A 23,958-nucleotide genomic window follows, 5' to 3' on the forward strand; every position below is an offset into this window, starting at 1 on the left:
AGGTAATGGGTAAGGTAACGCTGGTACCAGACCTGGCACTGCTTTATTTAACTTTGAGAGTAAAGTAACTTTAGCGCGTCTGATTGCAATAGTTTTTAGCTAAATTACTTAAATATTTTTTTATTACAAACCTCACTTTCGATTGGATTATTTCCACAAAAGCAGGCTCCTTTTTATTTGCAGGTTGTACAGATGAGATAAAAGGCTTATCCGGCAAAAGTATTGATAGGCTAGCCGCTATTTGGTATATTTGCAGGCCTCATGAGAAAGAACAACAAAGAAAAATTCCCTTTACTAGAAAAAATACCCATCACCGGAATTGCTGCTGAAGGCAAATGCATTGCCCGTACCCTAGACATGGTCATATTTGTGGAAGGCGTGGCTGCTCCTGGTGATATTGCAGATCTGAGAATAACCCGTAAGAAAAAGAATTTTATAGAGGCGGTTCCAGTTCGTTTTCATCAGTATTCCTCTCAACGGGTAGAAGCTTTCTGTGAGCATTTTGGCGTATGTGGTGGTTGCAAATGGCAGCATATTCCCTACCAGGGCCAACTTGCCTATAAGCAGCAACAGGTAATTGATAACCTGGAGAGAATAGCCAAAGTACCTTTACCAGAAATACAGCCTATCCTGCCTTCTGCCCAAACCCAGTACTACCGCAATAAATTAGAATTTACCTTTTCGCCTAACCGCTGGCTCACCAATGAAGACATACAATCTGACAAACAGTTTGACAGACGTACCCTGGGATTTCATATACCCAAACGTTTCGATAAGATACTGGACATTGCTCATTGTTATTTGCAGCCTGAGCCTTCTAATCCGATCCGCCTGGCAGTAAAAGACTATGCCCGGAAACATAATCTGTCCTTCTTTGATAATGTCAAAAATGAAGGTTTTCTGAGAAATCTCATTATCCGCACCTCTGGTACCGGAGAGATTATGGTCATTCTGCAAGTATATCATGATGATCAGCCGGTTATCAGAGAGTTACTTAGCTACTTACTTAGCCAGTTTCCGGAAATTACCTCATTGCAGTATGTAATTAACCCAAAAGGAAACGATACTTTTCATGATTTGGAGGTACATCTGTTTGCTGGGAAGCCTTTTATTATGGAGCAGATGGAGAATTTGCAGTTCCGGGTAGGGCCAAAATCCTTCTACCAGACGAATTCTTTACAAGCCTACGAACTATACAAAATCACCAGAGACTATGCCAGTTTGCAAGGACACGAGATTGTGTACGACTTGTATACCGGCACAGGCACCATTGCTAATTTTGTGGCCCATCAGGCAAAAAAGGTAGTTGGATTGGAATATGTAGCCATGTCTATTGAAGATGCAAAAGTAAACTCCCAGATCAACCAGATTACAAATACTGCTTTTCTGGCCGGAGATATGAAACATTTACTTACCGAAGAGTTATTTTCACAGCATGGCAAGCCTGATGTTGTCATTACTGATCCGCCAAGGGCTGGTATGGACCCGCAAGTAATTGACATGTTGCTGCTGGCGGCTCCGGAAAAGATTGTTTATGTAAGTTGCAATCCGGCTACCCAGGCCAGAGATATTGCCTTGCTGGATGCAAAATATGCTGTAAAAGCCGTGCAGCCCGTAGATATGTTTCCGCATACCTATCATGTAGAAAATATAGCTCTGTTGGTGAAAAAGTAAGCCGATGTAGTATATAACTAAGCTGTGTAGTAATGGCTAAGTGGCCATGGTAAAACTTATCCCTGTCTTTTGTTCAAATGCTGTTCCATCCAATGGACGGCATAGCTATTCAGCCGGGTGGCATTGAACAAATAACTGGTGGCATTACCTACTTTGTGGGGAGTAATCTGATTTTCTAACAGGTATTGATTCATCAGGTCGAGAAAATAGTCGCCTTTGTACCCATCTACTACACCTTCTGAAGTGTCGAATTCTTCTATCCCTACCCATTCGGTGAGCCCATTGCTGCCAAGCATAGGCATAGAATACCTTACTATTTTTTTAGCCGGAATAGCAGCTCTGTCTTCTGCATGGTGAAGCAGGGTAACGGTGGTTAGTGGCGCACCAATTAAGGCAACGTATCCCTGTAAGGCAATAAGTTTGGCTAAAGGAGAATGAATACCATATCCATACTTTAAACTATGATCTTTTGTTAAAAAAGCAGCATGCTTCCCTACTGCTGCAAACGATCCATCGGGGTGCATACTTCGCCTGGCACCGGGCCATTTCCGGAACAGTTCAGCCAGTATACTCCAGTCTACTACTGCTCTGGCAGTTTCCGGATCATAGGGGGTACACTCCCGCAAATAAGCCGATTTCATTTCCGGACTCCATCCCTCCATGGTATAGGGGCTATCTTCCCAGCCTATATACATCATCAGCGTTCCTTCCTGGTCTAGCAATTCCAACAAAGCCCGGATAATTATTTCGGGGCCACCTACAAGCCATCCAATACTTTTTACAGAAATATGCAGCATCACCGTCTGGCCAGGGGTGATCCCTAGTTTTGAGAAATAAGCTTTTAGCTGTGATTTAGTAACCGGCCTGTCAGGTTGAATATCCATAGAGTAATTATATATTGCTATCCTGGCTATGCGCCAATATTAGAAAAGCTACCCATTCATGGCAGAAAACCGGAAGGGTGTGGGATGCCAGAACTCTGTGTACATCTATTTGCTTATCTATTCCTCAGAATAGGTAAAATGCACAACCTTTTCGGCCATTCCGCCAGTGGCCTGGTAAAACTCCAGTGCATGTGTATCTTCCGCATGGGCGGCTACAAATATCTCTGGTATATTCTGCTGCTGGCAATATTTTTTTAGGGCCGTAAGCAGTAGCTTTCCTATGCCCCTTCTCTGATATTCTGCTGAAACAGCTACGTCATAAATAAACATTTCTGAGGATGCCGAATAGTACATAGGAAGTTCATACGCCGTTAGGCCGCCAATCACTTGGCTATCTTGAATAGCAGCAAAAGCAACAAAGGTATTATTCCGAAGTAACTGGGACAGGTAATTGGGTTCGGCGTCTGTTTCATCCTCCCTTTCGAATACGTCCCGGAATAACTGAATCAGTTGTTGAGCCAAGGCAACATCTCCTGTGCCGAGGCGTTTTATTTCAATTTCAGTAGTAGGTGTGTTCATTGTAGAGAAAAATAAGGTATATGAATATACATAAAAGAATAGATAGTGTAAACTTGTTGAGCAAACGGCTACTCTCCCCTATCGAATGAAAACGAATGAACGGTTTATATGGGCTGCTTCCTTAATGGATGTAAAACCAACCGACCAATTACTGGAAATTGGCTGCGGAGCAGGGTTATTGGTAGAGCAACTGGCGTTGAAGGCAACGCAGGGACATATTACCGCCATAGACCAGTCGGTTCCTATGATTACAATGGCCTCCAAACGGAATCACGCCTTTATCTCTTCCGGAAAAGTAACTTTAGTAGCAGGAAATTTTGCAGATTACCAGTTTGTAGAAGCTAGTTTCGATAAAATAGTGGCTTTCAATGTATCTGTTTTCTGGAAAGCGCCTGAAAAAGAGCTTTCTTTAATTAAAAAAGCCCTTAAACCAGACGGACAGCTTTTTGTATTTTATCAAACGCCGAAAGGGGCTGACCTGAAAATTGCCGCACTCATCAAGACACACTTACAAAATGCGTCATATCAACTTGTAGACGAACAAATCTATTATGAGGCTAGTAGTGCATCTGCATTCGGCATTATTGCTAGGCCGAAATCCTTATATGAATACTAACATTTATTTACACCATCCAGCCGCTTATACCTACTAGGATTTTACTCTGGCAAAATCTCTATTTTATATCCGGCAGCCGTTACCAGATCCATTACACTTGATTTGTAGTAGTCAATATATTTCCCCTTGGCCCGAAGAATTTTATCGCAATCAGCCAGATCGAAATTAAAAGAACAATCGGGAAAGTAGGCGGTTAATAAATCCACTAACCTTGCCGCTTCCGATAATTTTACCACATTGGTTCTGAAAACTTCTACATCGGTAATGTCTGCTGAAACCTGTGGAAGAACTAAGCTTTCTGTCTGATCAATCATAAAGTGTATGCTCTAAAATATTCAACTTACTGTACCATATTTCATACAAATAACCACACGTGCAGCTACCCTAACAGATTAGCTGCACGTGTGCAATCTATTCAATAATTGAGTTGTTAATCCCGCAACCAGAAAGCTGGCGGCTCTATGCCTAATGACCGTAGGTAAACATACCCCTGGCCGCGGTGATGAATTTCATTGTCTATAAAGTAAAATATATGAGAGATAATGGTTCCTTCATAGATTCCAAAGATTACTTCTTCTTGCTGAAAGCGGTTTGCCGGAATCTGTGGCCATAAAGCATCTATTTGCTGTGTTACCTCATCCCACAACTGAAGCACTTCCGCTTTTGTGGTTGGTGCAGGGGCATCTTTATATTCTTCCCATTGAGCAGTAACTAATCCTTTAATGCCTGGGCTAGCCATCTGGATCATTTCCATTGCCAAGGCAGCGAAGGGACGCATTCCTCCGATAGAATAGGTAAAAAAAGCTTCTTCCGGAAATGCTTCAATTACCCGGCGGGTTAACCGGCGGTGGCCTTGCCAGTGATTTAGCAACTCTTCGCGGGTAATTACCTGGGTAGACAAATCGGTTTCGTTTAATTGCATGCTGTTGCTTGACATAAGTAAAAAGTTTTGGTTGTTGAATTTGTTTTACTTTACAAAGAAACAACCACCAGGTGACAGCCTTATGTCAGTAGGGTATGGAAAATTTCATTCTTTTTTAACTACCTATATACATCAGATACTTAAGTGAATTTAATAAATAAACCATGATACCATACCAATCACTTAATATACTAAAAATCAGTAATTTATATAGCAATTAGTATAATTTGAGGCAGGTTATTTTTGTTTAGACAGATGCTTATTATGTAGTACTAAGCCGTCTATAAACCTGGCTATTGCATTCGGATTTACCTCAGGTTTAATTTTAATATATTCATGGTTGCTGTCTTTATCTGAAAGCCATTGATTACTGCCATCTTTGCTTACATAACAATACCCGTTGGTTACCCTGTCAAAATAGGTAGAGGCTTTTTCTGTTAACAGAAGTACGGCTATCTGATCCCAGCTGGGCCTGCCAGCAAAACCATTATATAATTCATACGCCCGGTATACTGGATTGTTAGTAGGGAGTGACTTTTTCAGGTATTGTCCTCCGGTAATTACCTCTTTTCCTACTTCCCATCCGCAAAAAATCACCTGCTTATCCCAGGCTTTCAAACAATACACCGTAGAAAGTGGATCGGGCCGGTAAAAATTAGCTTCTTTCCCTTCAGGAAACATCCCGCCCATACAAATCCATCTGGCTACTTTTTTAGAAGCAAGTGCTTTTCCATCAAGAGGCGAATAGGTATCCGCACCAGATTGGAGCAACTGTTGAAAGCTGGTTAAGTGCCCGATTGTGATAATAACTACCGAAGAGTCGGGGCTGTTGCTTAATATTTTTCTGTATAAAGCAGTGGATTCCTGTGCATTTTCTAAAGATCGTAAGCGGTGCGGAAATTCTTCGCTGATCTGCCTGGTATATTTTGAATGGTTTTTAAGTTCCTTCTGTGACTTCAGAAACCCTACCGGTAGGTTAGGTCTTCCAAAATAGGTGTTAACGGCATCTACACAGAGTGGCGCATATGGGTCGTCGCTAGTCACAATTACTCCTGCAAAATCTACCTTCTTTTCATCGGCAAGGGTATGTAGCATAGCTAAGGCTGCCACATCGTCTACATCAGAATCTATGTCGGCATCCAAAATAACCCGGAATTGTGCAGAAAGTATAGGCACAGAAAACAGTAGTAAGCAAAAGCAGATCAACATTACCTTCATGAATGATGCATGGTGATTTGATTAATTAAAATTTGAGTAACTCTTTTGGACTAGGCTATTTCCTAACAGATTTTCCAGGTTGGTGCATCATCAACTGGTTAATAATGTCTGTAACCTGTGCTACGGGCATTTTCTCCACCAGATAAAAGTGTCCTTTTTTACTGGCGTCCCAGCGGTTATTGCCGCTTGTCAATGTAACCATCCGGCCCGGTTTGAGTGTATAATAAGGCTCCACTCCTTTTATAGCCACCAGTACCGCCGTTTGGTCCCAGCTCATACGTCCATCTTTGTCTTCCTGAGCCTTAGGAATACTAATGCGGAATACATCTTTAACCGGACTATTCTGAATACTAGTGTTTTGAATCAAAGGCAAGCCTGTTTTCACTTTCTGGCCAATTTCAAACCCGGAAAAGATAATTTCGGTAGGCCAGTTTGCAAAAGCGTTTACAGAAGCCGTAGAATCTCTGTGTACATTGTATTCCCTTCCTTCCGGAAACTTTCCAGCCATGCTTACAAGTCTGTTCACTTTTTTGCTTACCAGTTCTTTACCGGTAAGGTTGGAGTATTTATCGGGCTTAGACTCCAGTAAGTTTGCCAGATTCGTTATAAAACCAACGGTTACAATGGTTACACTTTTGTCCGGTTGTTTGGCTAGTATCTGCCTGTATACCTCAACGGACTCTGGTACACTGGCATTAGAGGTAATCTTATGCGGATATTTTGCAATTACGGTATCTGACCAGCCTTGTGTGTCACGGTCGGTAACGGCATTGCCTTTCGGTACGCCAATGGGTATATCTGGCCTGCCAAAATAGGTATTGAATACGCTTAGCACAGGAGCTACTCCAGCATATTTACTACTGGCTATGGTAGCTAATATAGTAGCTTGTCCGCTGTCAGCCAGGGCATGCAGCATAGCAATGGCGCCTACATCATCGTAGTCAGGCCCTATATCGGTATCAAAAATAATATTGACTGGTGCTGACTTTTTTTGAGCATAGCTACCTGACAAGGTAAACATTAGAAGAGCAGAAATAAGCAAAAAAGGTAAATTTTTCATTTATGGTATGGTTCATTATTCACTAATTAACGGGCGGCAATAATAAAGCTCAGGCCTATCAGGTAACAGAGGATCATACTGCCCAGAATTACACCTGTACCTTTAGGTGCCTGGGCAAATTCTTTCCAGATAAATATACCCCAGATGGCTGCAATAACGGTAGCTCCCTGGCCTAAGCCATACGAAATAGCAGGACCTGCGGCTCCGGAGGCAATAATATTGAACGACATGCCAATGCACCAGATGATGCCTCCCAATACACCCATTAAATGGTTGCGTATATGCCCTTCAAAGTAATTTCTATAACTAACCGGCGGGCCATTGAAGGGGCGCTTCATCAGTAAGGTATTAAAAAGTAAATTACTTACTACTATTCCTACAGCAAAAAAGAATACAGCGGTATAGGGACTCAACTTTCCTGTCTCCGGAATTTTAAAATTTGTATACATAGAAGCCGCTACATATTTATAAAAATAGCCCATTAATATTCCGGCCGTTACCGATAACAGGAGTCCTTTAGTAGAAATGCCTTGACTGGAAGAAGCTGCCCGGCGGTAGGCAAACGCATTCAATAGAATGGCTGCGACAACCAAGGCTACTCCGGTAAACAACAACCCCGAATTTCCGACCGGATTATCGGCATAGTTCACCAGCACACCCAGTACCAGGGCAAGACCAATGCCCACCGGAAAAGCTACCGACATCCCTGCAATGGAAATAGCTGCGCCTAATAATATGTTTGCTGCATTAAATATAATGCCTCCCAGCAAAGCTGAACCGATATTATTTATTGAAGCCTGGCTAATATCCTCTATAAATCCTCTCCCCTCTTCTCCACTACTTCCCAGAGTGAAGGCAAACATCGTAGCCGTTAAAAGAATACCTATGACATAATCCCAATAGAAAAGCTCGAACCGCCAATTGGAAGCGGCCAGTTTCTGTGTATTGGCCCATGATCCCCAGCAAAGCATCGTTACAAAACAGAAAATAACTGCGTTAGCATACGTATCAATAATAAACATAGATAGAGGGAAAGGTTAAAAATTCTTGTTTAAATAGCTACCTGCCAGGCTTTACAAATTGGATGGCTATTCAGTTATACCTGCTTCAATTCCTGCAAATAAGGAGCAGAAGCCTGGGCACCCAACCGAGTTACAGAAATAGCCGCCGCCCGGCAGGCAAAATTTACAGCATCTTCTAAAGACTGGCCCTGGGCAATAGCCACTACTAACGCTCCATTAAAAATATCGCCGGCAGCGGTTGTATCTATAGCTTGTACTTTGGGTGCGGCTATGAGTTTATTGCAGGAATCTGTCAGTACGAAAGCCCCTCTGGGACCAAGCGTGATTACTACTTGCTTTACACCTTTTTCCCGCAAAGCAGTGGCCGCTTTGGCAGCCGTCTCTTCTTCTGTTACCCGGATACCAGTTAGTATTTCGGCCTCCGTTTCGTTGGGTGTAATAAGATACAGGTGCTTAAATAGTTCTTCTGGCAATGCCTGGGCAGGAGCCGGGTTTAGCACTACTTTTTTTCCCAATTCTCCAAGCTTCTTTATGGCATAATGTACGGTTGAAAGGGGTATTTCCAGTTGCAGCAAGACTATATCCACTGTCTCCATCTCCCGCATTGCCTCGTCTATATCTTCTTGTTTCAGCTGTGCATTCGCCCCTGGCGCTACGGCTATTATATTTTCACCAGCTTCATCTACCATAATAAGCGCCACTCCGGATGGATGATCTGGGTCGGTGTGTATATACCTGGTGTGGATGCCTTCTTTAGTAAATTGTTCGATGGCTTGTTTGCCAAACACATCGTTGCCGGTGCGGGCTACAAAAAACACCTCACCTCCCAAACGGGCGGCCGCCACTGCCTGATTAGCCCCCTTACCTCCGGGAAACAGATGAAATTCTCCACCAAGGATGGTTTCGCCCGGAGAAGGAAGCTTTTGGGCTTTAATAACCATGTCCGTATTGGAACTGCCGATTACCATAATTTTTCCTGGCATGCGATCATTAAGTTAGAAATGAAAATTTATATTTTTGTATTGAATAATCCAATCGTATAGTAGCTCTGTAGTACATCTATTTTTTTCCGGGGCGAACACAGAAGTTTAGGGAATGGAGTTTTTACCCAAACTTATAAAAGTTACTTTCGTAAATTATCAATCACATCAACCACCAAACAGCATGAATAAAAATAATAATGGAAACCATAACGGTAAAAAAAGCAATGGAAAAGCCGTTACCGGAGCCCCATCTAACACACTTACTACACGTCAGGGGCACCCGGTGTACGACAACCAGAATATCCGGACGGTGGGTAACCGTGGCCCAGCTACCATGGAGAATTATCCGTTCATTGAAAAGATTTCACATTTTGACCGTGAACGTATTCCGGAACGAGTCGTTCATGCCAGAGGAGCAGGTGCCCATGGTGTTTTTGAAGCGTATGGCAAAGTAGGTGACCAGCCAATAGCCAAGTATACCAGAGCCAAACTATTCCAGGAAAAAGGAAAACAAACACCTGTATTTGTACGCTTTTCTACGGTTGGCCATCCTTCCGGTTCACCTGAAACCCTCCGCGACCCACGTGGTTTTGCAGTAAAATTTTATACCGAAGACGGCAACTGGGATTTGGTAGGTAATAACCTGAAAATATTCTTTATCCGGGATGCGATGAAGTTCCCAGATTTAATTCACTCACAAAAACCAGATCCGGTAACCAATATCCAGAGTGGCGAACGTATTTTCGATTTCATTGCTAATACGCCGGAATCCACTCATATGGCTACTTTTTTATTCTCTCCCTGGGGTATTCCGGCTAACTACCGTCAAATGCAAGGCTCAGGCGTAAATACCTATAAATGGGTGAATAAAGATGGCGAAGCAGTGCTGGTAAAATATCATTGGGAACCCATGAAGCAAGGAATACGCAACCTGACTCAGAAAGAAGCGGAAGAAATACAAGGAAAAAACTTCAACCATGCTACCCAGGATTTGTATGAAGCCATTGAAAAGGGCGACTATCCGGAATGGGAACTTTGCGTGCAGATTTTGAGTGACGACGATCACCCGGAACTAGACTTTGATCCGCTGGATGATACAAAACTTTGGCCAAAAGAGCAGTTTCCCTGGTTGCCAGTAGGCAAAATGACGCTGAACCGTAACCCGGTTGACTATTTCAATGAAGTGGAATTATCTGCTTTTGGAACAGGTGTATTAGTGGACGGGCTTGATTTCTCCGATGATAAAATGCTGCAAGGCCGTACATTCTCTTACTCCGATACCCAGCGTTACCGGATTGGTGCCAACTACCTGCAATTGCCTATTAATGCTCCAAAAATACCAGTAGCCACTAATCAGCGAGGTGGCCAGATGGCGTACAGAACAGATTTTGCTGAAGGTCAGAATATACATATTAACTATGAACCTTCTTTCCTGGGAGGATTAAAAGAAGCACCCAAGGCAGGTAAAGATTATACTCCCCGGTACGATGCGAATTTAGTACGCCAGAAAATTGACCGCACCAATGACTTTAAGCAAGCTGGCGAAACGTACAGAAATTTTGAAGAATGGGAACGTGAAGACCTGATTTCAAACTTATCTAATACATTAGCCGCCTGCGATAAACGCATTCAGGATAAAATGGTTGAGCACTTTACACTTGCCGATAAAGATTACGGGCGCAGAGTAGCTGAAGGAATTAAACAGGCAATGGAAAAGATGATGCAAATGAAAGAAAAAACAGCAGGAACCGATGGCCCACTGGGCAATACCTCTTCCAAAGAAGGTGTGGAACAAGCCAAAAAAGTATCGCATCCGGCTAAGCCTTATTAAATGCATACCACAAAGTAAAAAAGCTAAAAGAACAGCCCGTCGAAGGCTGTTCTTTTTTATTTCTGTGCTTTGACAGGGTTAGTAATAGTAACCTAACCCAGCCATAACCTCACTTATCGGATCGGAAGGTAAACTGCTGCCAGATAAGTTTAGCCGGGCGTTTGCTTCTTTACAACAACAAACTGGCTACTTCTTGCCAGTTATTTACCCTAGGCGTCCATTTTTCATGCACATTATGGGGTGAGGTGAATAAAATGCCCTGCCCGGAAAATCTGGCAAAATGCTTTACATGATCGTCTATCAGATAATCGGCCTGAATGATGCTTTTATCGCCGCAGAAAACAATATGTGTCCAGGGAATAAACGGGAAGTGTATTTTCAACCATTCATATTTGTGTACAAACGAAGTAGGAAACTCCATAGCTGCCGTCGTAATAAATATCTCGTACTTCTTAGCTAATGCTTGTATTACTTCCTGGCTGCCTTCTATTACAGCCATGTCTTTAAAAAAGCCGTCCGTATGCAAGTATTGAACAATATGTTCCCGGTGCTCTGGGGTAACTGCTTCTCTAAAGTATTTTCCATGTAATTCGCTGGGTAAAATCCGTGTGGCAAAATCTCTTTCATACCATTCTGAAAACCGAAGATTTGCATCGGCTATTACCTCATCCATATCTATAGCAATTCTTTTCATAAGCTACGAGTCTTGGTATCTGTTTTAGGTATCAATAACATTGATATCCAGAAAGCTTTCCCAGTTTGCTTCCTTCTGCAAGTTTACTGGTACTAACAGATACTATAAAGTTTTCGGCTACTTATTTTATCAGACTTGGCTATATTTTTCTGCCAATTGTATGGAATTCTATTCTGTAAAAAGCTTGTGTAAAGACTTTTTATGTGTTTACTATCAGTTACAATAGTTACCGATTTACAGGTTTTATAAGCTCTTCTATAAAACTCTCCGGAACTCTGGGGGTGGCCCCACGTTGGGTGGCTACATAAGCCCCGGCTGCGCAAGCATATGGCAAGGCTTCTGCCGGCGTTTTTCCCTGCAAATATTGATGTAGAAAAGCAGCCAGAAAAGCATCGCCGCTACCAATGGTATCTTTAACCGTAACTTTAAATCCCGGATGTTCACTATAGCCGTCTTTCGTTAAACAAGAGGCACCATTTTCGCCTCTGGTGACCAATATCAGCGGTATATTTAATAGCTTCCTGATGTACTCCATATTTGCCTTTTCATCAGCGGATATTCCATACCAACCGGCTATTTCTGCTAATTCATGGTGGTTCATTTTTATGATGTCTGCAAAAGGAAGTAGCTCTTTTATCCCTTCAGCACTATAATGCGGAGAACGCAGGTTAACGTCGAAAACTTTTAGGCTTGCCTTGGGTAGGTATTTCAACAGCGTTTGGCGGGTAGTAGGATTGCGTGAAGCCAGGCTCCCATAAATAAATACATTACTTTCTTCTATAACCTGCGCTAAGGCATCCTCATAGCGGATATAATCCCAGGCTACTGGGTCCACAATAGTGTAGATTACATGCGTGCTTTCGCTTACATCTGCCTCAACTATACCAGTTTGGTATGTGTCGTCTTGCTGTATGTAAGCAGTAGAGACACCTTTTTCCTGTAAAAATGCCAGAAGTTTAGTTCCAGCGGCATCTTTGCCAACCCGGCTAACCACTACAGGAGAATGACCATAGTAGTTCAGGTGGATAGCTACATTCATAGGGGCACCACCGGGTACAGCTCCATCCGGAAGTACATCAAACAAAGTTTCGCCAAAACAGATGATGGTAGGTTGCATGGTATGAGTAATTAGTGTTCTACTGTTGACCTTTGCCTATTAAAATTATTCAGTATAGGCAATGCTTTTGATTGGAAAATCTCTTGCACGCTTATATTCCAATAGCATAAGATAAGCAAATTCAGCCTTGTATAGCTATATATCTGGCAAAACCATTTTTGCTACCAACAAATAGCATATCTGCACAAGCCACAGTATTTTGGGCAGTAAAAGGCTAAACTGTTCATTTGCAAAGGTTAGCAACGTAATATTTAAGCACGATGTAAGGGTTACTTTTCGCAAAAACATCGAATGAATGCTAACTTACTTAAACAATATTAATAAAATTAAAATTATTATAACTTTAATACTAAATCAATCTTCTTACAAGAATTTATAGTAAACACCCGTGTAAAAGTACTTAGCTGAATAAAGAATCATTTTTATAGTAAGATTGAGCAGATTGTACACGAGAATATTATTTATATAATTCTATTTTATCTAAAAATCGTATAAAATTTTACGTAAGTCTGCCACCTAAATATGGCTATTTTACGTATAGAGCTATACAAACTGATTAACTTCAGAAACTTGTAATAAAACCAACAAACTAAAAAATTAACCCATACAAAATTACTTTAACTTCGGATATGAAACGATTAGATTTAAATGAATCCGCCATAACTCCTATTTATACAAAGCCCACACTTGAGCTTACGATAGACAGTTATAATACACAGGTTCAGCCTTTAACAGATTTAATGGTAGAAATCATTACTTTTCAGCTGAATGAACTTGCTTTATTCTCTAACCTGGAAATCCATAAGAATTCATTAAATTAACTAAATGCTGTTTTAATTGGCTATTAGGCAGCCTAACCACTGCTTAAACATAAAAAGCGTATACCTGTGTATACGCTTTTTATGTTTAAAATTTATTTTTTTCTCCGTTAACTTCTGGACCCAAAATTGCTACTTATTCTACTATTATGGATTTGATTTCATAATGCAAAAGTGTATATTTATAAAGGCCTTTATCCGTGATAGAGGCTTTTTTTATGGATTCTACCTTCTGCTTAATCATTGCTCTCCCCCCCTTTCAATCGTGCTTTCGAGTAAGTATACTAATTGCTAGCTAAAGCCCCAGGTAGGAAATAAACTAACTCATACCAATTCGCTTGAAGAAATCCACTAACAGTTATTGATTCGCCTAAGTCTATATAGCTTGCTGATGTGTACCCCACTTCTATGAGAGCCATTTTATTTTAACTTCTGGCTATGATCATTAGGAAAATCCTCACCACTCCATATTTTTTGAGCACTCCATTTAACCGGGGCATCTGCCCAGAAAGGATCTGTAGCAGGTAAGCCCAGAGGCAAGAAAATAGCCGTACATAAATATAGGCTACCTTGGTTATTATATGAATCAGCAATATCCGGCTGTTCGCCATATAGGCCAATGGTGAGCCAACCGTTCCTATAAGTAGTAGGGCTCCCAAGTGTTTTTTTAATAACAGCTGTCAGCGCGCACCGCACTTGTGCTGGGGACAATTGAGCTGGCAAGGCTTTACGCCAGGCCATATCAGCCAAGTGGTGAAAAGCGGCACCGCGGTAAACCAGAGACCGGCCGATAGCCGGAAAACTGCCGTCAGAATGGATTACCCGTTCCTGAATTACTGCATAACGTTCATTACGTTTCCTGATATTAGCAGCCATTTGATTATAGCTATTGGTCTTTGTGGCAATTGTTTCGGTTATGGCTGCCAGAAAAGGATGAATAACATAGCTATTGTAGTAGTCAAAAGCAAAACTCTCCCCATCTGAGTACATCCCATCTCCTACATACCACTGTTCATGTTGTTGCAAGGCATAGTCTACCCGCATTGGGTCCCACTCGTAGCCATACTTGCAGAAGAAAGCCTCTGTCATGGCAGAAAACAGCAGCCAATTAGAAAACGCCGGCTTGAATTTCCGCGTAGCTTTTAAAGAAGCTACCAATCGGTGCTTGTCAGGTTCACTCAGGTTTTCCCACAACCAGGGTGCCCGGATGAATGCATACGCCAGAAAAGACGCATCTACCAGCTGCTGGCCGGCAATGTCAAAACGCATGTAATCCTTAGCTGTAGAATCCAGGGCATGGGTTAGCCCCTGAAGTACCCACTGCCTGTACTGATTCCGTAGGGCTACTTCCTGAGCATTGCCACCTTCCAGTTGCAGCCAGGGAGCAATGCCACTCAACACGCGGCCAATCACTTCCAGGTATTGCACTTGGATGCGCTGCTCTCTGTTGTCAATCCTTTTAGAAGTAATCTGCGGCATTACTATCCGCAAACTATCCTGCGCCAGACTATATAAAACAGGCCTAACCATTTTGTCCATTTCCTGCAACCACATTTCCCGGTCTTTCAGTTCTTGCTTATTGGCAGAGGTTCTTTTCCGTTGAGCATAGGTTTGCGTAAATGAAAAAGCCATGAGCAGGGAGAATAGCAGGAGCGGACGGAGCAAAGTAGCCATAAAGAATCAGGAAGGTGTATACGCTGTTAAACTTGTCAAAATAAAGCAATAAAGATAAACTAGCAACTATTCTCCCGAATAGGTAACCCTCTGGGTAAAAATAGCCTTCTTTTATTCCCCTTTGTACCGATTATAAATGTATAAGTGGATAAAAATCAAGCGTTTTAGCAACATAAAAAATGGCATTTTCGAAATACATTTTGCGGTAAATTTCTATTTCTTTCTTAGTAAACCTTCATTTAATTATATTTTGTCTCATAACTATCCTATAACTTAATTCACTAAATCAGGGTATACATACCTTATTTAATTTGGTGAGGTAGATAAATAACGAACTATGAGATTATTGGAGATAGTAACCGAATTAGCTTTATGCAAAAAACGATTAAAGCAACGGACAGAGGAAGTAGGGAAACTAGACAGTAATTCTTTGAAACATGATATTTTGTTGATGGAAATAGAAATACTGCGGATGTTGATTGATAATTTACAAGGGATGTTAAACAAACATATGCAGCTGAAAATAAACCGGAAAACCCGCAAAGCTGTTTTTGCAATTAAGCCTACGATTAATTAGGCAAGTAGCTGGCAAGGTTAGCCAGCAGTAAACAAATTGACAAGGAGTATATCCAGGTAACTTATGTGATCTGCTGAAAAACCGTTCCGGACATATAACTCAACAGCATATTCAATAGAAAATTATTAAATAGGCTGAATGAGTGGTTTTACTACTTATTTGTCTGTAAGTGACTTCACCTATCTGGAAGGTTTGGAGTACGCGTATCCGTCCAACAAATTAGTTAAGTGAAATACCTACTTTTAGCCACAAATACCAGCATTCCTTTCAGGCATAGTAGCCTGTGAAGGCTATCGGCTATGATACCTCACATCAATTATAGCAAATTGGCTACCTGTTGAGGCAGTAAAATACCAGGCAGAAAACTGATACATTTAGGGTGATATATTTTATCCCATCGCTTTGAAATAATAGGATATTATTGTAATTTAAAACAATCAGCTCCATCCAGCTAAATAAAATCAAAGTAAGAAAAATCTGCTTTTTAGAGGTCGGCTCACCAAATGAGTAGCCCTCTGTAAAACAGTATCTTCTTAGTTCATACAGCAGGTAACACAAGTAAACGTGTAAAATTTCTTTACTTATTTGTATACATATTCAGTACAAATGGTTAGATATTCTCTTACTCAGTGGGCAGCACTATACTATAACTCATACACTTTTGAGACTTTTCGAGAGATAACACTAGCTATTTTTTTACAGATATCTTATTTATACAGGTATCTTGTTTATATTAATCACTGGTTACTCATCTACATGCCGGGGCATACTTTAGTTAATGAATAGGAACTGCCGCTTGTTGAAAATGCCCGTTGTCAAAACCCTAGCCGATGTAGTTGAAGTATGCCTGTATGGGTTGATTTAACCACATACGTTAGCTGGTATTATGCCCTAATTTCTGTAGATGCTGTCATGAACACAGAATTTATGCGACTGTAGTATTTGGGTTAGCCATCATTCATAAACCACTTTAATATCTATTATATGTTAGTACGATTACCTTCTTCTCCCTTTTTGGAAAGCAAAGTTCCCGACTTTTCAAAAGCCTTCAACTACGGTACATCTTTCATTGTAACCCGCCCATGGAATGAGTCAAAGCAAGTACCACTGAATTCAAAAACAGACCAATGCAAATTACCGTCCGGGACTTTGTATGGATTGCTGTTGTTACTACTATGGATACTACAAGCCCCTACTACTCTATATGCCCAGGGGTGTAACCCTTTGAGTACACTTCCCTGTGCAGACTTACAAGTAAGCTTACCTTTCTCCCTTGATTTTACTGGGAGTGAAGGCAAACTTGCCAATACAGGCTTTACAATGGTAGATCCCCCATCATCCATTGCTCCTTCCACCAGTAACCCAGTTCCTGGATTCGATCCTGGCAAGCTCTCCTTTGAAGCAGGTAAGCTCAAAATAGTTACCTATAGTGGAATTGCCAGTTCAACTAATAATAACCAGATGAACACATTGGGTGTAAAGTTCAGCACTACTCAAAGCTTTACTATGCAAACCACCGTAGTTAATCCATTTACAGGTACTGCCTATCAGCAAGCAGGTATATGGGTTGGGTTACATGATAAGACGTTTGTTAAGCTGGTAGTAATTAATGGAAAAGTAGAAATGCGAAAGGAGTTGAATGATGTAAGCAGTGGCCTCAGTGACACATCGAATCCCGATCAGCGAATTACAGCGGCAATCAGTGGGTTAAGCAGTTCCTCTGTCCGCTTACGCCTGGTGGTTAACACGGTAAGCAATACTGCAGAAGGCTTTTATTCATTAGACGGCATAACCTATGTGAATGTGGGAGCGGCTTATCCTACAAAGACAATTAGCCTTTCTGGAACGGGACTAACTGGTAGCACAGCCTATGGAGGTATACTGTCTACGCACCGCAATGGAACTTCCGCGGTTAGCTACAGCTTTGATAATTTTTCTATCTCCTCTCCTGTATCCACCACCAATACAGCACCTGTATTCAGCAGCAGTGCTTATAGTTTTTTAATTGCTGAGACAGCAGGTATTGGCACGCAAGTAGGCATAGTAACAGCCACCGATGCCCAGGGCCATTCGATCAGGTATGCCATTACCGGAGGTAACACAGCAGGTAAATTTGCAATAAATCCGACAACAGGAATACTCACATTAGCTGCCCAGCTAAGCTATGCACAAGCCTCTAAATATACTTTAACGGTAAGTGCTACAGATAATGGTTCGCCAGTGCTGTCATCTTCCAGCCAGGTAACGGTTAATGTAACGCAGACATCTGCCGTTTCCAATGCAAAACTATTCGTAGAAAATCTGGATAAGTTTCCAGACAATACCCGCGTAACCTTTTCATTAATCCGTGAACCCTGGCGTCGCAGCACCAGTACGCCGTACAATGCCAATCATGATACAGTTACTCTTCGGCTGCACAACAAAGGCTTTGGCTCTTTACGAATAGATAACCTAATACTATCCAGGCCAACCTCTTATAAAATTCTACGCCTGACTACCCCAACAGGCATCTTTGTTATAGACCCAGCCAAACCATTGCCACTGCCCTATACACTAGCTTCGGGTAAATCCATAGATGTCATGATAAGCTTTGTGAATGATGCAAGCCTTTCTGTGACAAGAATACGCATCCTTCAGGATAAGCTCTCTATCGTTTCAAATGATGATGCAAGTCCTGTAAAAGAAATTACGTTATTTGGCCTCTTGCAGAATAAAGGAGAAGGTGGCAACGAACCCTATGCGCAGGAAATAATAGATGCTTTTGGCTTCAAAACTAAAACAGGTTTTACTGCCAAAAATTCTACACATACGGCTCCTTTGGCTAATTCTGACGAGATTTACAGCTCTTATTTTCTAAAAGCAGACAACACTAAGCCCATAACGGTTACCCAGCTGGGAGCTTATCATGGCTGCTGTGCACAGACGGAAAGTATCCGGTGGGAAGCTAAAGATGGCTTTACAGGATCAGGCTATATTCTCACCCATACAGCCATAGATGCCCAATCCCTGCTTCCCAGAATGAATAATTCTACCCGCTTGCCAGGTACCGCCACCTTTAACCCTACGGTACCTTTCTCTCTCAGAATCGGAGGTGATTGTACAGATCCGGCCAGAAATAGCTATAAAGGAACAGTAACGGTGAATGGCGTAGTTTATCCAATGCGGGGAGCACGCATATGGAAAGCCCGGGATGCCAACAGCAATATCATTCCCAATGCGTACTTTATCTCGCATGATTATTTAAGTACAACTGCTAACCTGGACTATAATGATAATCTCTACTATATAAGCAATATCAAACCAGAAGTAGGTTCAGATTTCTCCTCAGAGCTGGCGGCTAAACCCTCTGCCCTCAACTTTGATCAGCGGAATGTAGGCTCAACTACTACCTTGCCCATTACGTTGCAGAGCCTGGGTAGTGTAGCAAATGCAGACCCAAGCATCACTATTGCTTCCGTTCAGGTAGTAGGACAACATGCTGGTGAATTTAGTGCGGTAAAACCCTCAACGGTTACCTTGTCTCCGGGAGCTACCACCTTATGCAATGTAAGCTTTACCCCTTCCAGTATAGGTATCAAAAATGCCACGCTGCTTGTTTATTATAACAATGCCCTATCTCCTTTGCGTATTTCCCTGTATGGCATAGGCAGAAATACAACTACAACTGTAAATGTGGTCAAGCGGATTAAGGGTGCCGCTACGTCTACAAACAGTGTAAACATCAATGGAAAAGTATTTGAATCCGATGTGAATTACCGCAAACCAACCACTTCTGTAAAACTCGATAATACGGCTGATGTAACCAGTGCAATCCAAGCAACTGAGGATGATGCCTTGTACAGATCGTATTTATCTTCTCTAAGCGACCTGCAGGAAATGCGGTATGAAATACCCCTTGCATCGGGCACTTACTTTGTGAGGCTGCATTTTGCAGAAAACTTTTTTACGGGTGCCGGCTCAAGGGTGTTCAGTGTTCGGATGGAAAATCAGTTAAGGGTAGCCAACCTGGATATTTACGAAGAAGCAGGGTTTAAAACGGCGCTGGTTAAAGACTTCACGGTTTCTACTACCGATGGGTTGCTCAATATTAATTTTACGCCTACGGTAAACCGCTTGGCCCTGGCTGGGGTAGAAATATTTAAGGCTACTTCTACGTCTGCCCATATAGCAACCATGGAAAGTGAGCAACCTCAGGAGACTAAGTTCCAGATGTACGTATATCCTAATCCAACAAGTGGTAAGCTGCTAATAAGCGTAGAGAATATACGGGCTAGTCAGGTTAAAACTGCTACTATCACTAATGCAATGGGAATGGTACAAGCAGATTTGCAGCCTACTGTGGTGGATGAGCAGCATTTAGAACTAGACCTTGGTTTGCTAAAGGCAGGCACCTACTTGCTGAAGGTACAATCGGAAGACAGTTATCAGATTCTTCGGGTGGTTAAATATTAATTAGTATAAAGCAATCCAACTTCAAACTACTTGATGTTGGATTGCTTCTCTACATAACAGGAAGATAAAACTGCCTGGCAGAATCGACTAGTACAGATCATTACATCATTAATTTGAAGGTCTTGACCCAATAAAGCCTCGCCAACAACAGAAAATGAATATTTTCTTCTAATGGAATTTACAAATAATTACCATTAACCAGTTTTTTATCTTAAGATGGCCAGGCCAAGAGCAATTCTTTGTTTTGAAATTAAGCAGGAAAGTCAATCACTGTAATGGTTTTGCTATGATCTCCCTTCTTAGCACAGGTTTTGTTCAAAATAATTATTGCAATTTGCATCCTTCGTCAAAGTTACTTCTGTACAAAACAATCACTAAGCGTAAAAGCCCTAATGAATGCTGTACCTACATACCGGCGTCGTACAAAGCCTATTGCTGTTAATGCCTACATCCCGGCAGTGGTAATGATTTTAGCAGGAGTTGTTCTCCTGACAAAATTTGTATTTGCAGGGCTTTTATTTATAGTAATTGCCCTGTTTGCCCTTACTCTTACCGAAGGCCTGGAGATAGACTTTACCAACCAACGGATTAGGATTTTCTCTGGATTCTTTGGTCTACGATTTGGAACATGGGAACCTTTACCCGTTATGGAAAGAATTACGCTTGTAGAAGTGATCCAGAAACATTCGTTGATGAGCCGGACTAACCTCACAACAGAAATTCCTGTTTCGTACGCACAAGTTCGATTATACTCGCAAGGGTCTACGGAGTATTACGTGGCTTCGTATGGTAAATTAGCTTCCAGTCGAGCCGATGCACACATATTATCTAAGCACTTTGGCTTAAGATACGAAGATTACACCGTTGCTCACAAGCAATAGGCTGTGGCTTTGCATCCATCTAATTGGTACTACAGAAACACAAATAAATAAGCTAAAAGGCTACAGCGGATTTCAGGCAGCTTGAGGTGTACATTTATGTGTATCCTCTATATACTAGTCTCATGCCTGAATAAAAGAATAAATACACCTTGTGCATGTATTCGTCCGGTGAGCCTGTTCTTCAGGCAGTCCGGTAAACCCTTCAAAACAACCCTTCTGATATTGGGGAGATACTGGTAAAGTATCTACCTTTACAACAGCTATATATTTAACTGCTACTCTTACCCTACATGCCATTGCTTACTATTTGCCAACCCTTTGCTGACTTAACTCCTGCACAACTTTACGATACTCTGCGCCTGCGAAGCGAGGTTTTTGTGGTCGAACAGAATTGTATTTTTCTTGATATGGACAATAAAGACGGGCAGTGTCACCACTTGCTGCTCTATGACGATAATGTACTGATTGCCTGTGCCCGCCTAGTGCCACCAGGAGTCTCATATAAAGAAATGTCTATCGGCAGAATTGTTACCAGTCTTTTGGTAAGGGGAAAGGGATTTGGCAAGACAATAGTTGCCCAGGCCATTGAATATTGCTACCAGCTATATGGCAAAGGTCCTATTAAAATTGGCGCACAATTGTATGCCAAGGGCTTTTATGAACAATTCGGATTTCAGCAAGCCGGCGAGGTATATGATGAAGATGGTATTGATCATATACCTATGATAAAAGCCTGAGCTATCCGGTTTTGGCAGATGATCTACATGTTGCTTTAGTTAATAAACAGCAGAAAATACCATAACTTATGGGTCATAAACTACTCTGCCGTTTTCGTGATATCTTCTTGAAGGTGCCACACTTGCCCAAAAGCATTTTCATTTATTGGCAAAGGCTTTGAAATTACTAAGAGAGCCCGAATAGACAAGCCGTACAATAGCCTGATGGATACATGAGATGGTCTCTACACAAGCAAATGCCCTACGCTGCTCAGCAGTAAACTAAGAAAGGTACAGAGAACATGGCCTGAAATGACATGCAAAAGATGTAAAGGCTGTTTATTCTTTAATTTTTGTATTACGTGCATTATCCAGCTGATCATTCAAATTCAGAGCTGAACTGATCAGGCCTAAATGGGTAAAGGCCTGCGGAAAATTACCCAAATGCTCCCCTTGCATACCCAGTTGTTCGGCATACAGCCCTACGTGATTGGCATACCCTAACATCTTTTCAAAAAATAATCGGGCTTTATCCAGTTGGCCTGCCCGGGATAAGCATTCTACATACCAGAATGTGCACATAGAGAAGGTACCTTCCCCACCGGTTAAGCCATCTATTCCTTGTTCGGTCCGGTAGCGGTACACCAGAGAGTCGGAAACAAGCCGTTGTTCAATAACCTGTAAAGTAGAGAGCCATTTTGGATCTTTGGGGCTAATAAACCGGAGAAGAGGCATTAGGAGTGTAGCGGCGTCTACGGTAGTTGCCCCTTTGTATTGCATAAAGGCTTGCAGGCTTTCGTTCCAGTAGTCTGTGTGAATAGAATGAAAAATTTTATCCCTCTCTGTTTGCCAATGCTCCGGTAAAGGATAAGAATGATTCATGCCAATTTTGATACCCCGGTCTATGGCTACCCAGCAGAGCAGACGCGAGTAGAGAAATTCTTTTTTTCCACCCCTGACTTCCCAGATGCCTTCATCCTCTAAGTGCCAGTTTTGGCATACCCAATCTACCTGCTGAGATAACTCGCGCCAGAAATCATAGGAAATAGGCTCTACATATTTGTCATACAAGTACACGGAATCGAGTAGTTCTCCGTAAATATCTAGTTGTATTTGGGTATACGCCTCGTTACCAATCCGGACTGGTTGAGAGTTTTTATAGCCTTCCAGATGCGTTAATTCCTGCTCTTCCAACGGCTCCTGGCCAGCAATGGTATACATTAAATTCAGGTGGCCGGCACTGCCAATATCTTTACACTGCTTTTCGACCCAGCACATAAATTCCCGGGCTTCTTTGGTATAGCCAAGCCGGATAAAGGCATAAATAGTAAAAGACGCATCCCGTATCCAGGTGTAGCGGTAGTCCCAGTTACGTACGCCGCCTATTTCTTCCGGCAATCCAAAGGTAGGAGCCGCCACCATAGATCCATATTTGTGGGAGGTCATCAGTTTTAATACAAGGGCAGAACGGTTTATGATTTCCATCCAGCGGCCCTGGTATGTAGATTGTGCTACCCAGTCTTTCCAGTAGTTAATATTTTCATACAAACTTTTGGTAACAAAGGCTTCCAGATGGGTGGTTGTGGGATATTCCGGAAGTATCTGTTCCAGCAGGAAATCGGCTGTCTGGCCAGTATCCAGGGTAAATTGAGCGTATCCGTCTGTATCTTGTAGTTGAATAGGTACTGTACTTTTGAGTCGGATACGGATAGGTGCAGGGTCTGTACTGGTAAAGATTATTTCATACGCACTAACTTGCTCAGTGATATGCGCTGAACGGGCATAGTTAAAGCGTGGACAACAATTCATCTGAAAAGTTAATTTTCCACGTACTGTAGTTATGCGTCTGATTAATTCTTTACAGGGATAAAGCTCTTCAACAGGCATAAAATCGGTTAACTCTCCCACGCCATCCCGGGCCAGGAAACGGGTTAAGAGCACATTGGTATCCGGTAAATACAGTTGCTTCAGCTTAACATCTTCCTGCAAAGGATGTATCTGGAAATACCCTCCTTTGTGTTTGTCCAGTAAGGCGGCAAATATAGTAGGCGAGTCAAAATTGGGGAGACACAAAAAGTCTATAGAACCATTGAGGCCAACCAGTGCCACGGTATTGAGATCGCCTATGATGCCATAATTCTCTATTGGTTGATAGGCTGTGTTCGTGGATGTTTCTAGTTGTTTTCCGTCTGGCTGGGTAGGCTGCATAGCTGATTTATCTTCTTTAATCTAGTAAGCAA

20 protein-coding genes are annotated in these 23,958 nt (G+C 42.0%); 8 read left to right on the top strand and 12 right to left on the bottom strand.

From position 1 onward, the window contains the following. Positions 1-261: 261 nt before the first annotated feature. Positions 262-1,674 carry a 23S rRNA (uracil(1939)-C(5))-methyltransferase RlmD gene (gene rlmD, locus Q0590_RS11585; protein WP_302037703.1) on the top strand — a complete coding sequence of 471 codons (1,413 nt, stop codon included), beginning with the start codon at positions 262-264 and terminating at the stop codon, positions 1,672-1,674. A 56-nt stretch (positions 1,675-1,730) separates the two neighbouring features. On the opposite strand, the gene aac(3) is transcribed toward rlmD, so the two are convergent. Further along, positions 1,731-2,558, bottom strand: coding sequence for an aminoglycoside 3-N-acetyltransferase (gene aac(3) / locus Q0590_RS11590; protein WP_302037704.1), 828 nt, complete (start codon positions 2,556-2,558; stop codon positions 1,731-1,733). A gap of 117 nt (positions 2,559-2,675) precedes the next feature. After that, positions 2,676-3,137, bottom strand: a complete 462-nt coding sequence (locus tag Q0590_RS11595) for a GNAT family N-acetyltransferase (protein WP_302037705.1) — start codon at positions 3,135-3,137, stop codon at positions 2,676-2,678. 85 nt (positions 3,138-3,222) lie between these two features. Here Q0590_RS11595 and Q0590_RS11600 point away from each other — a divergent pair, with 85 nt between their 5' ends. Beyond that, on the top strand, positions 3,223-3,753 hold the full coding sequence (locus Q0590_RS11600; protein ID WP_302037706.1) for a class I SAM-dependent methyltransferase: 531 nt from the start codon (positions 3,223-3,225) through the stop codon (positions 3,751-3,753). A 41-nt stretch (positions 3,754-3,794) separates the two neighbouring features. Here the strand turns inward: Q0590_RS11600 and Q0590_RS11605 are convergent, their stop codons facing one another. The 6 genes from Q0590_RS11605 to rbsK all read right to left on the bottom strand — a co-directional run bounded on the left by Q0590_RS11605 (position 3,795) and on the right by rbsK (position 8,958). After that, complete coding sequence (locus Q0590_RS11605; RefSeq protein ID WP_302037707.1) at positions 3,795-4,067, bottom strand: hypothetical protein; 273 nt, start codon at positions 4,065-4,067, stop codon at positions 3,795-3,797. A gap of 116 nt (positions 4,068-4,183) precedes the next feature. Continuing rightward, on the bottom strand, positions 4,184-4,690 hold the full coding sequence (locus tag Q0590_RS11610) for a DinB family protein (RefSeq protein ID WP_302037708.1): 507 nt from the start codon (positions 4,688-4,690) through the stop codon (positions 4,184-4,186). A gap of 222 nt (positions 4,691-4,912) precedes the next feature. Continuing rightward, complete coding sequence (locus Q0590_RS11615) at positions 4,913-5,851, bottom strand: nucleoside hydrolase (protein ID WP_302037709.1); 939 nt, start codon at positions 5,849-5,851, stop codon at positions 4,913-4,915. A 97-nt stretch (positions 5,852-5,948) separates the two neighbouring features. After that, positions 5,949-6,953 carry a nucleoside hydrolase gene (locus Q0590_RS11620; RefSeq protein ID WP_302037710.1) on the bottom strand — a complete coding sequence of 335 codons (1,005 nt, stop codon included), beginning with the start codon at positions 6,951-6,953 and terminating at the stop codon, positions 5,949-5,951. A gap of 26 nt (positions 6,954-6,979) precedes the next feature. Continuing rightward, positions 6,980-7,975 carry a GRP family sugar transporter gene (locus Q0590_RS11625; protein WP_302037711.1) on the bottom strand — a complete coding sequence of 332 codons (996 nt, stop codon included), beginning with the start codon at positions 7,973-7,975 and terminating at the stop codon, positions 6,980-6,982. A gap of 74 nt (positions 7,976-8,049) precedes the next feature. Then, positions 8,050-8,958, bottom strand: coding sequence for a ribokinase (rbsK, locus tag Q0590_RS11630; protein ID WP_302037712.1), 909 nt, complete (start codon positions 8,956-8,958; stop codon positions 8,050-8,052). A gap of 181 nt (positions 8,959-9,139) precedes the next feature. Here rbsK and Q0590_RS11635 point away from each other — a divergent pair, with 181 nt between their 5' ends. Continuing rightward, on the top strand, positions 9,140-10,789 hold the full coding sequence (locus tag Q0590_RS11635) for a catalase (protein ID WP_302037713.1): 1,650 nt from the start codon (positions 9,140-9,142) through the stop codon (positions 10,787-10,789). 169 nt (positions 10,790-10,958) lie between these two features. Here Q0590_RS11635 and Q0590_RS11640 read toward each other — a convergent pair whose 3' ends face one another. Both Q0590_RS11640 and Q0590_RS11645 read right to left on the bottom strand, forming a co-directional pair. Beyond that, a complete protein-coding gene (locus Q0590_RS11640; protein WP_302037714.1) occupies positions 10,959-11,483 on the bottom strand; it encodes a 5' nucleotidase, NT5C type in 525 nt (174 codons plus the stop codon). A 226-nt stretch (positions 11,484-11,709) separates the two neighbouring features. Further along, positions 11,710-12,600, bottom strand: a complete 891-nt coding sequence (locus tag Q0590_RS11645) for a carbohydrate kinase family protein (RefSeq protein ID WP_302037715.1) — start codon at positions 12,598-12,600, stop codon at positions 11,710-11,712. A gap of 629 nt (positions 12,601-13,229) precedes the next feature. Here Q0590_RS11645 and Q0590_RS11650 point away from each other — a divergent pair. Further along, positions 13,230-13,421, top strand: a complete 192-nt coding sequence (locus tag Q0590_RS11650; RefSeq protein WP_302037716.1) for a hypothetical protein — start codon at positions 13,230-13,232, stop codon at positions 13,419-13,421. Between the two features lie 417 nt (positions 13,422-13,838). Here Q0590_RS11650 and Q0590_RS11655 read toward each other — a convergent pair whose 3' ends face one another. Further along, a complete protein-coding gene (locus tag Q0590_RS11655) occupies positions 13,839-15,092 on the bottom strand; it encodes a DUF2264 domain-containing protein (RefSeq protein WP_302037717.1) in 1,254 nt (417 codons plus the stop codon). Positions 15,093-15,429: 337 nt separating this feature from the next. Between Q0590_RS11655 and Q0590_RS11660 the strand changes: the two genes are divergently transcribed. The 4 genes from Q0590_RS11660 to Q0590_RS11675 all read left to right on the top strand — a co-directional run bounded on the left by Q0590_RS11660 (position 15,430) and on the right by Q0590_RS11675 (position 21,739). Next, positions 15,430-15,669 carry a hypothetical protein gene (locus Q0590_RS11660; protein ID WP_302037718.1) on the top strand — a complete coding sequence of 80 codons (240 nt, stop codon included), beginning with the start codon at positions 15,430-15,432 and terminating at the stop codon, positions 15,667-15,669. 984 nt (positions 15,670-16,653) lie between these two features. Further along, positions 16,654-20,121 (top strand): malectin domain-containing carbohydrate-binding protein, encoded by a 3,468-nt coding sequence (locus Q0590_RS11665; protein ID WP_302037719.1) that lies wholly within the window; start codon positions 16,654-16,656, stop codon positions 20,119-20,121. Positions 20,122-20,513: 392 nt separating this feature from the next. After that, positions 20,514-21,002 (top strand): hypothetical protein, encoded by a 489-nt coding sequence (locus Q0590_RS11670; RefSeq protein ID WP_302037720.1) that lies wholly within the window; start codon positions 20,514-20,516, stop codon positions 21,000-21,002. Between the two features lie 290 nt (positions 21,003-21,292). Beyond that, on the top strand, positions 21,293-21,739 hold the full coding sequence (locus tag Q0590_RS11675; protein WP_302037721.1) for a GNAT family N-acetyltransferase: 447 nt from the start codon (positions 21,293-21,295) through the stop codon (positions 21,737-21,739). Positions 21,740-22,057: 318 nt separating this feature from the next. Here the strand turns inward: Q0590_RS11675 and Q0590_RS11680 are convergent, their stop codons facing one another. After that, positions 22,058-23,926: a glycoside hydrolase family 15 protein gene (locus Q0590_RS11680; protein WP_302037722.1), complete on the bottom strand. Its 1,869-nt coding sequence runs from the start codon at positions 23,924-23,926 to the stop codon at positions 22,058-22,060. Between the last annotated feature and the right edge of the window lie 32 nt (positions 23,927-23,958).

The sequence above is a fragment of the Rhodocytophaga aerolata genome (assembly GCF_030503435.1).
Lineage (GTDB): Bacteria > Bacteroidota > Bacteroidia > Cytophagales > 172606-1 > Rhodocytophaga > Rhodocytophaga aerolata.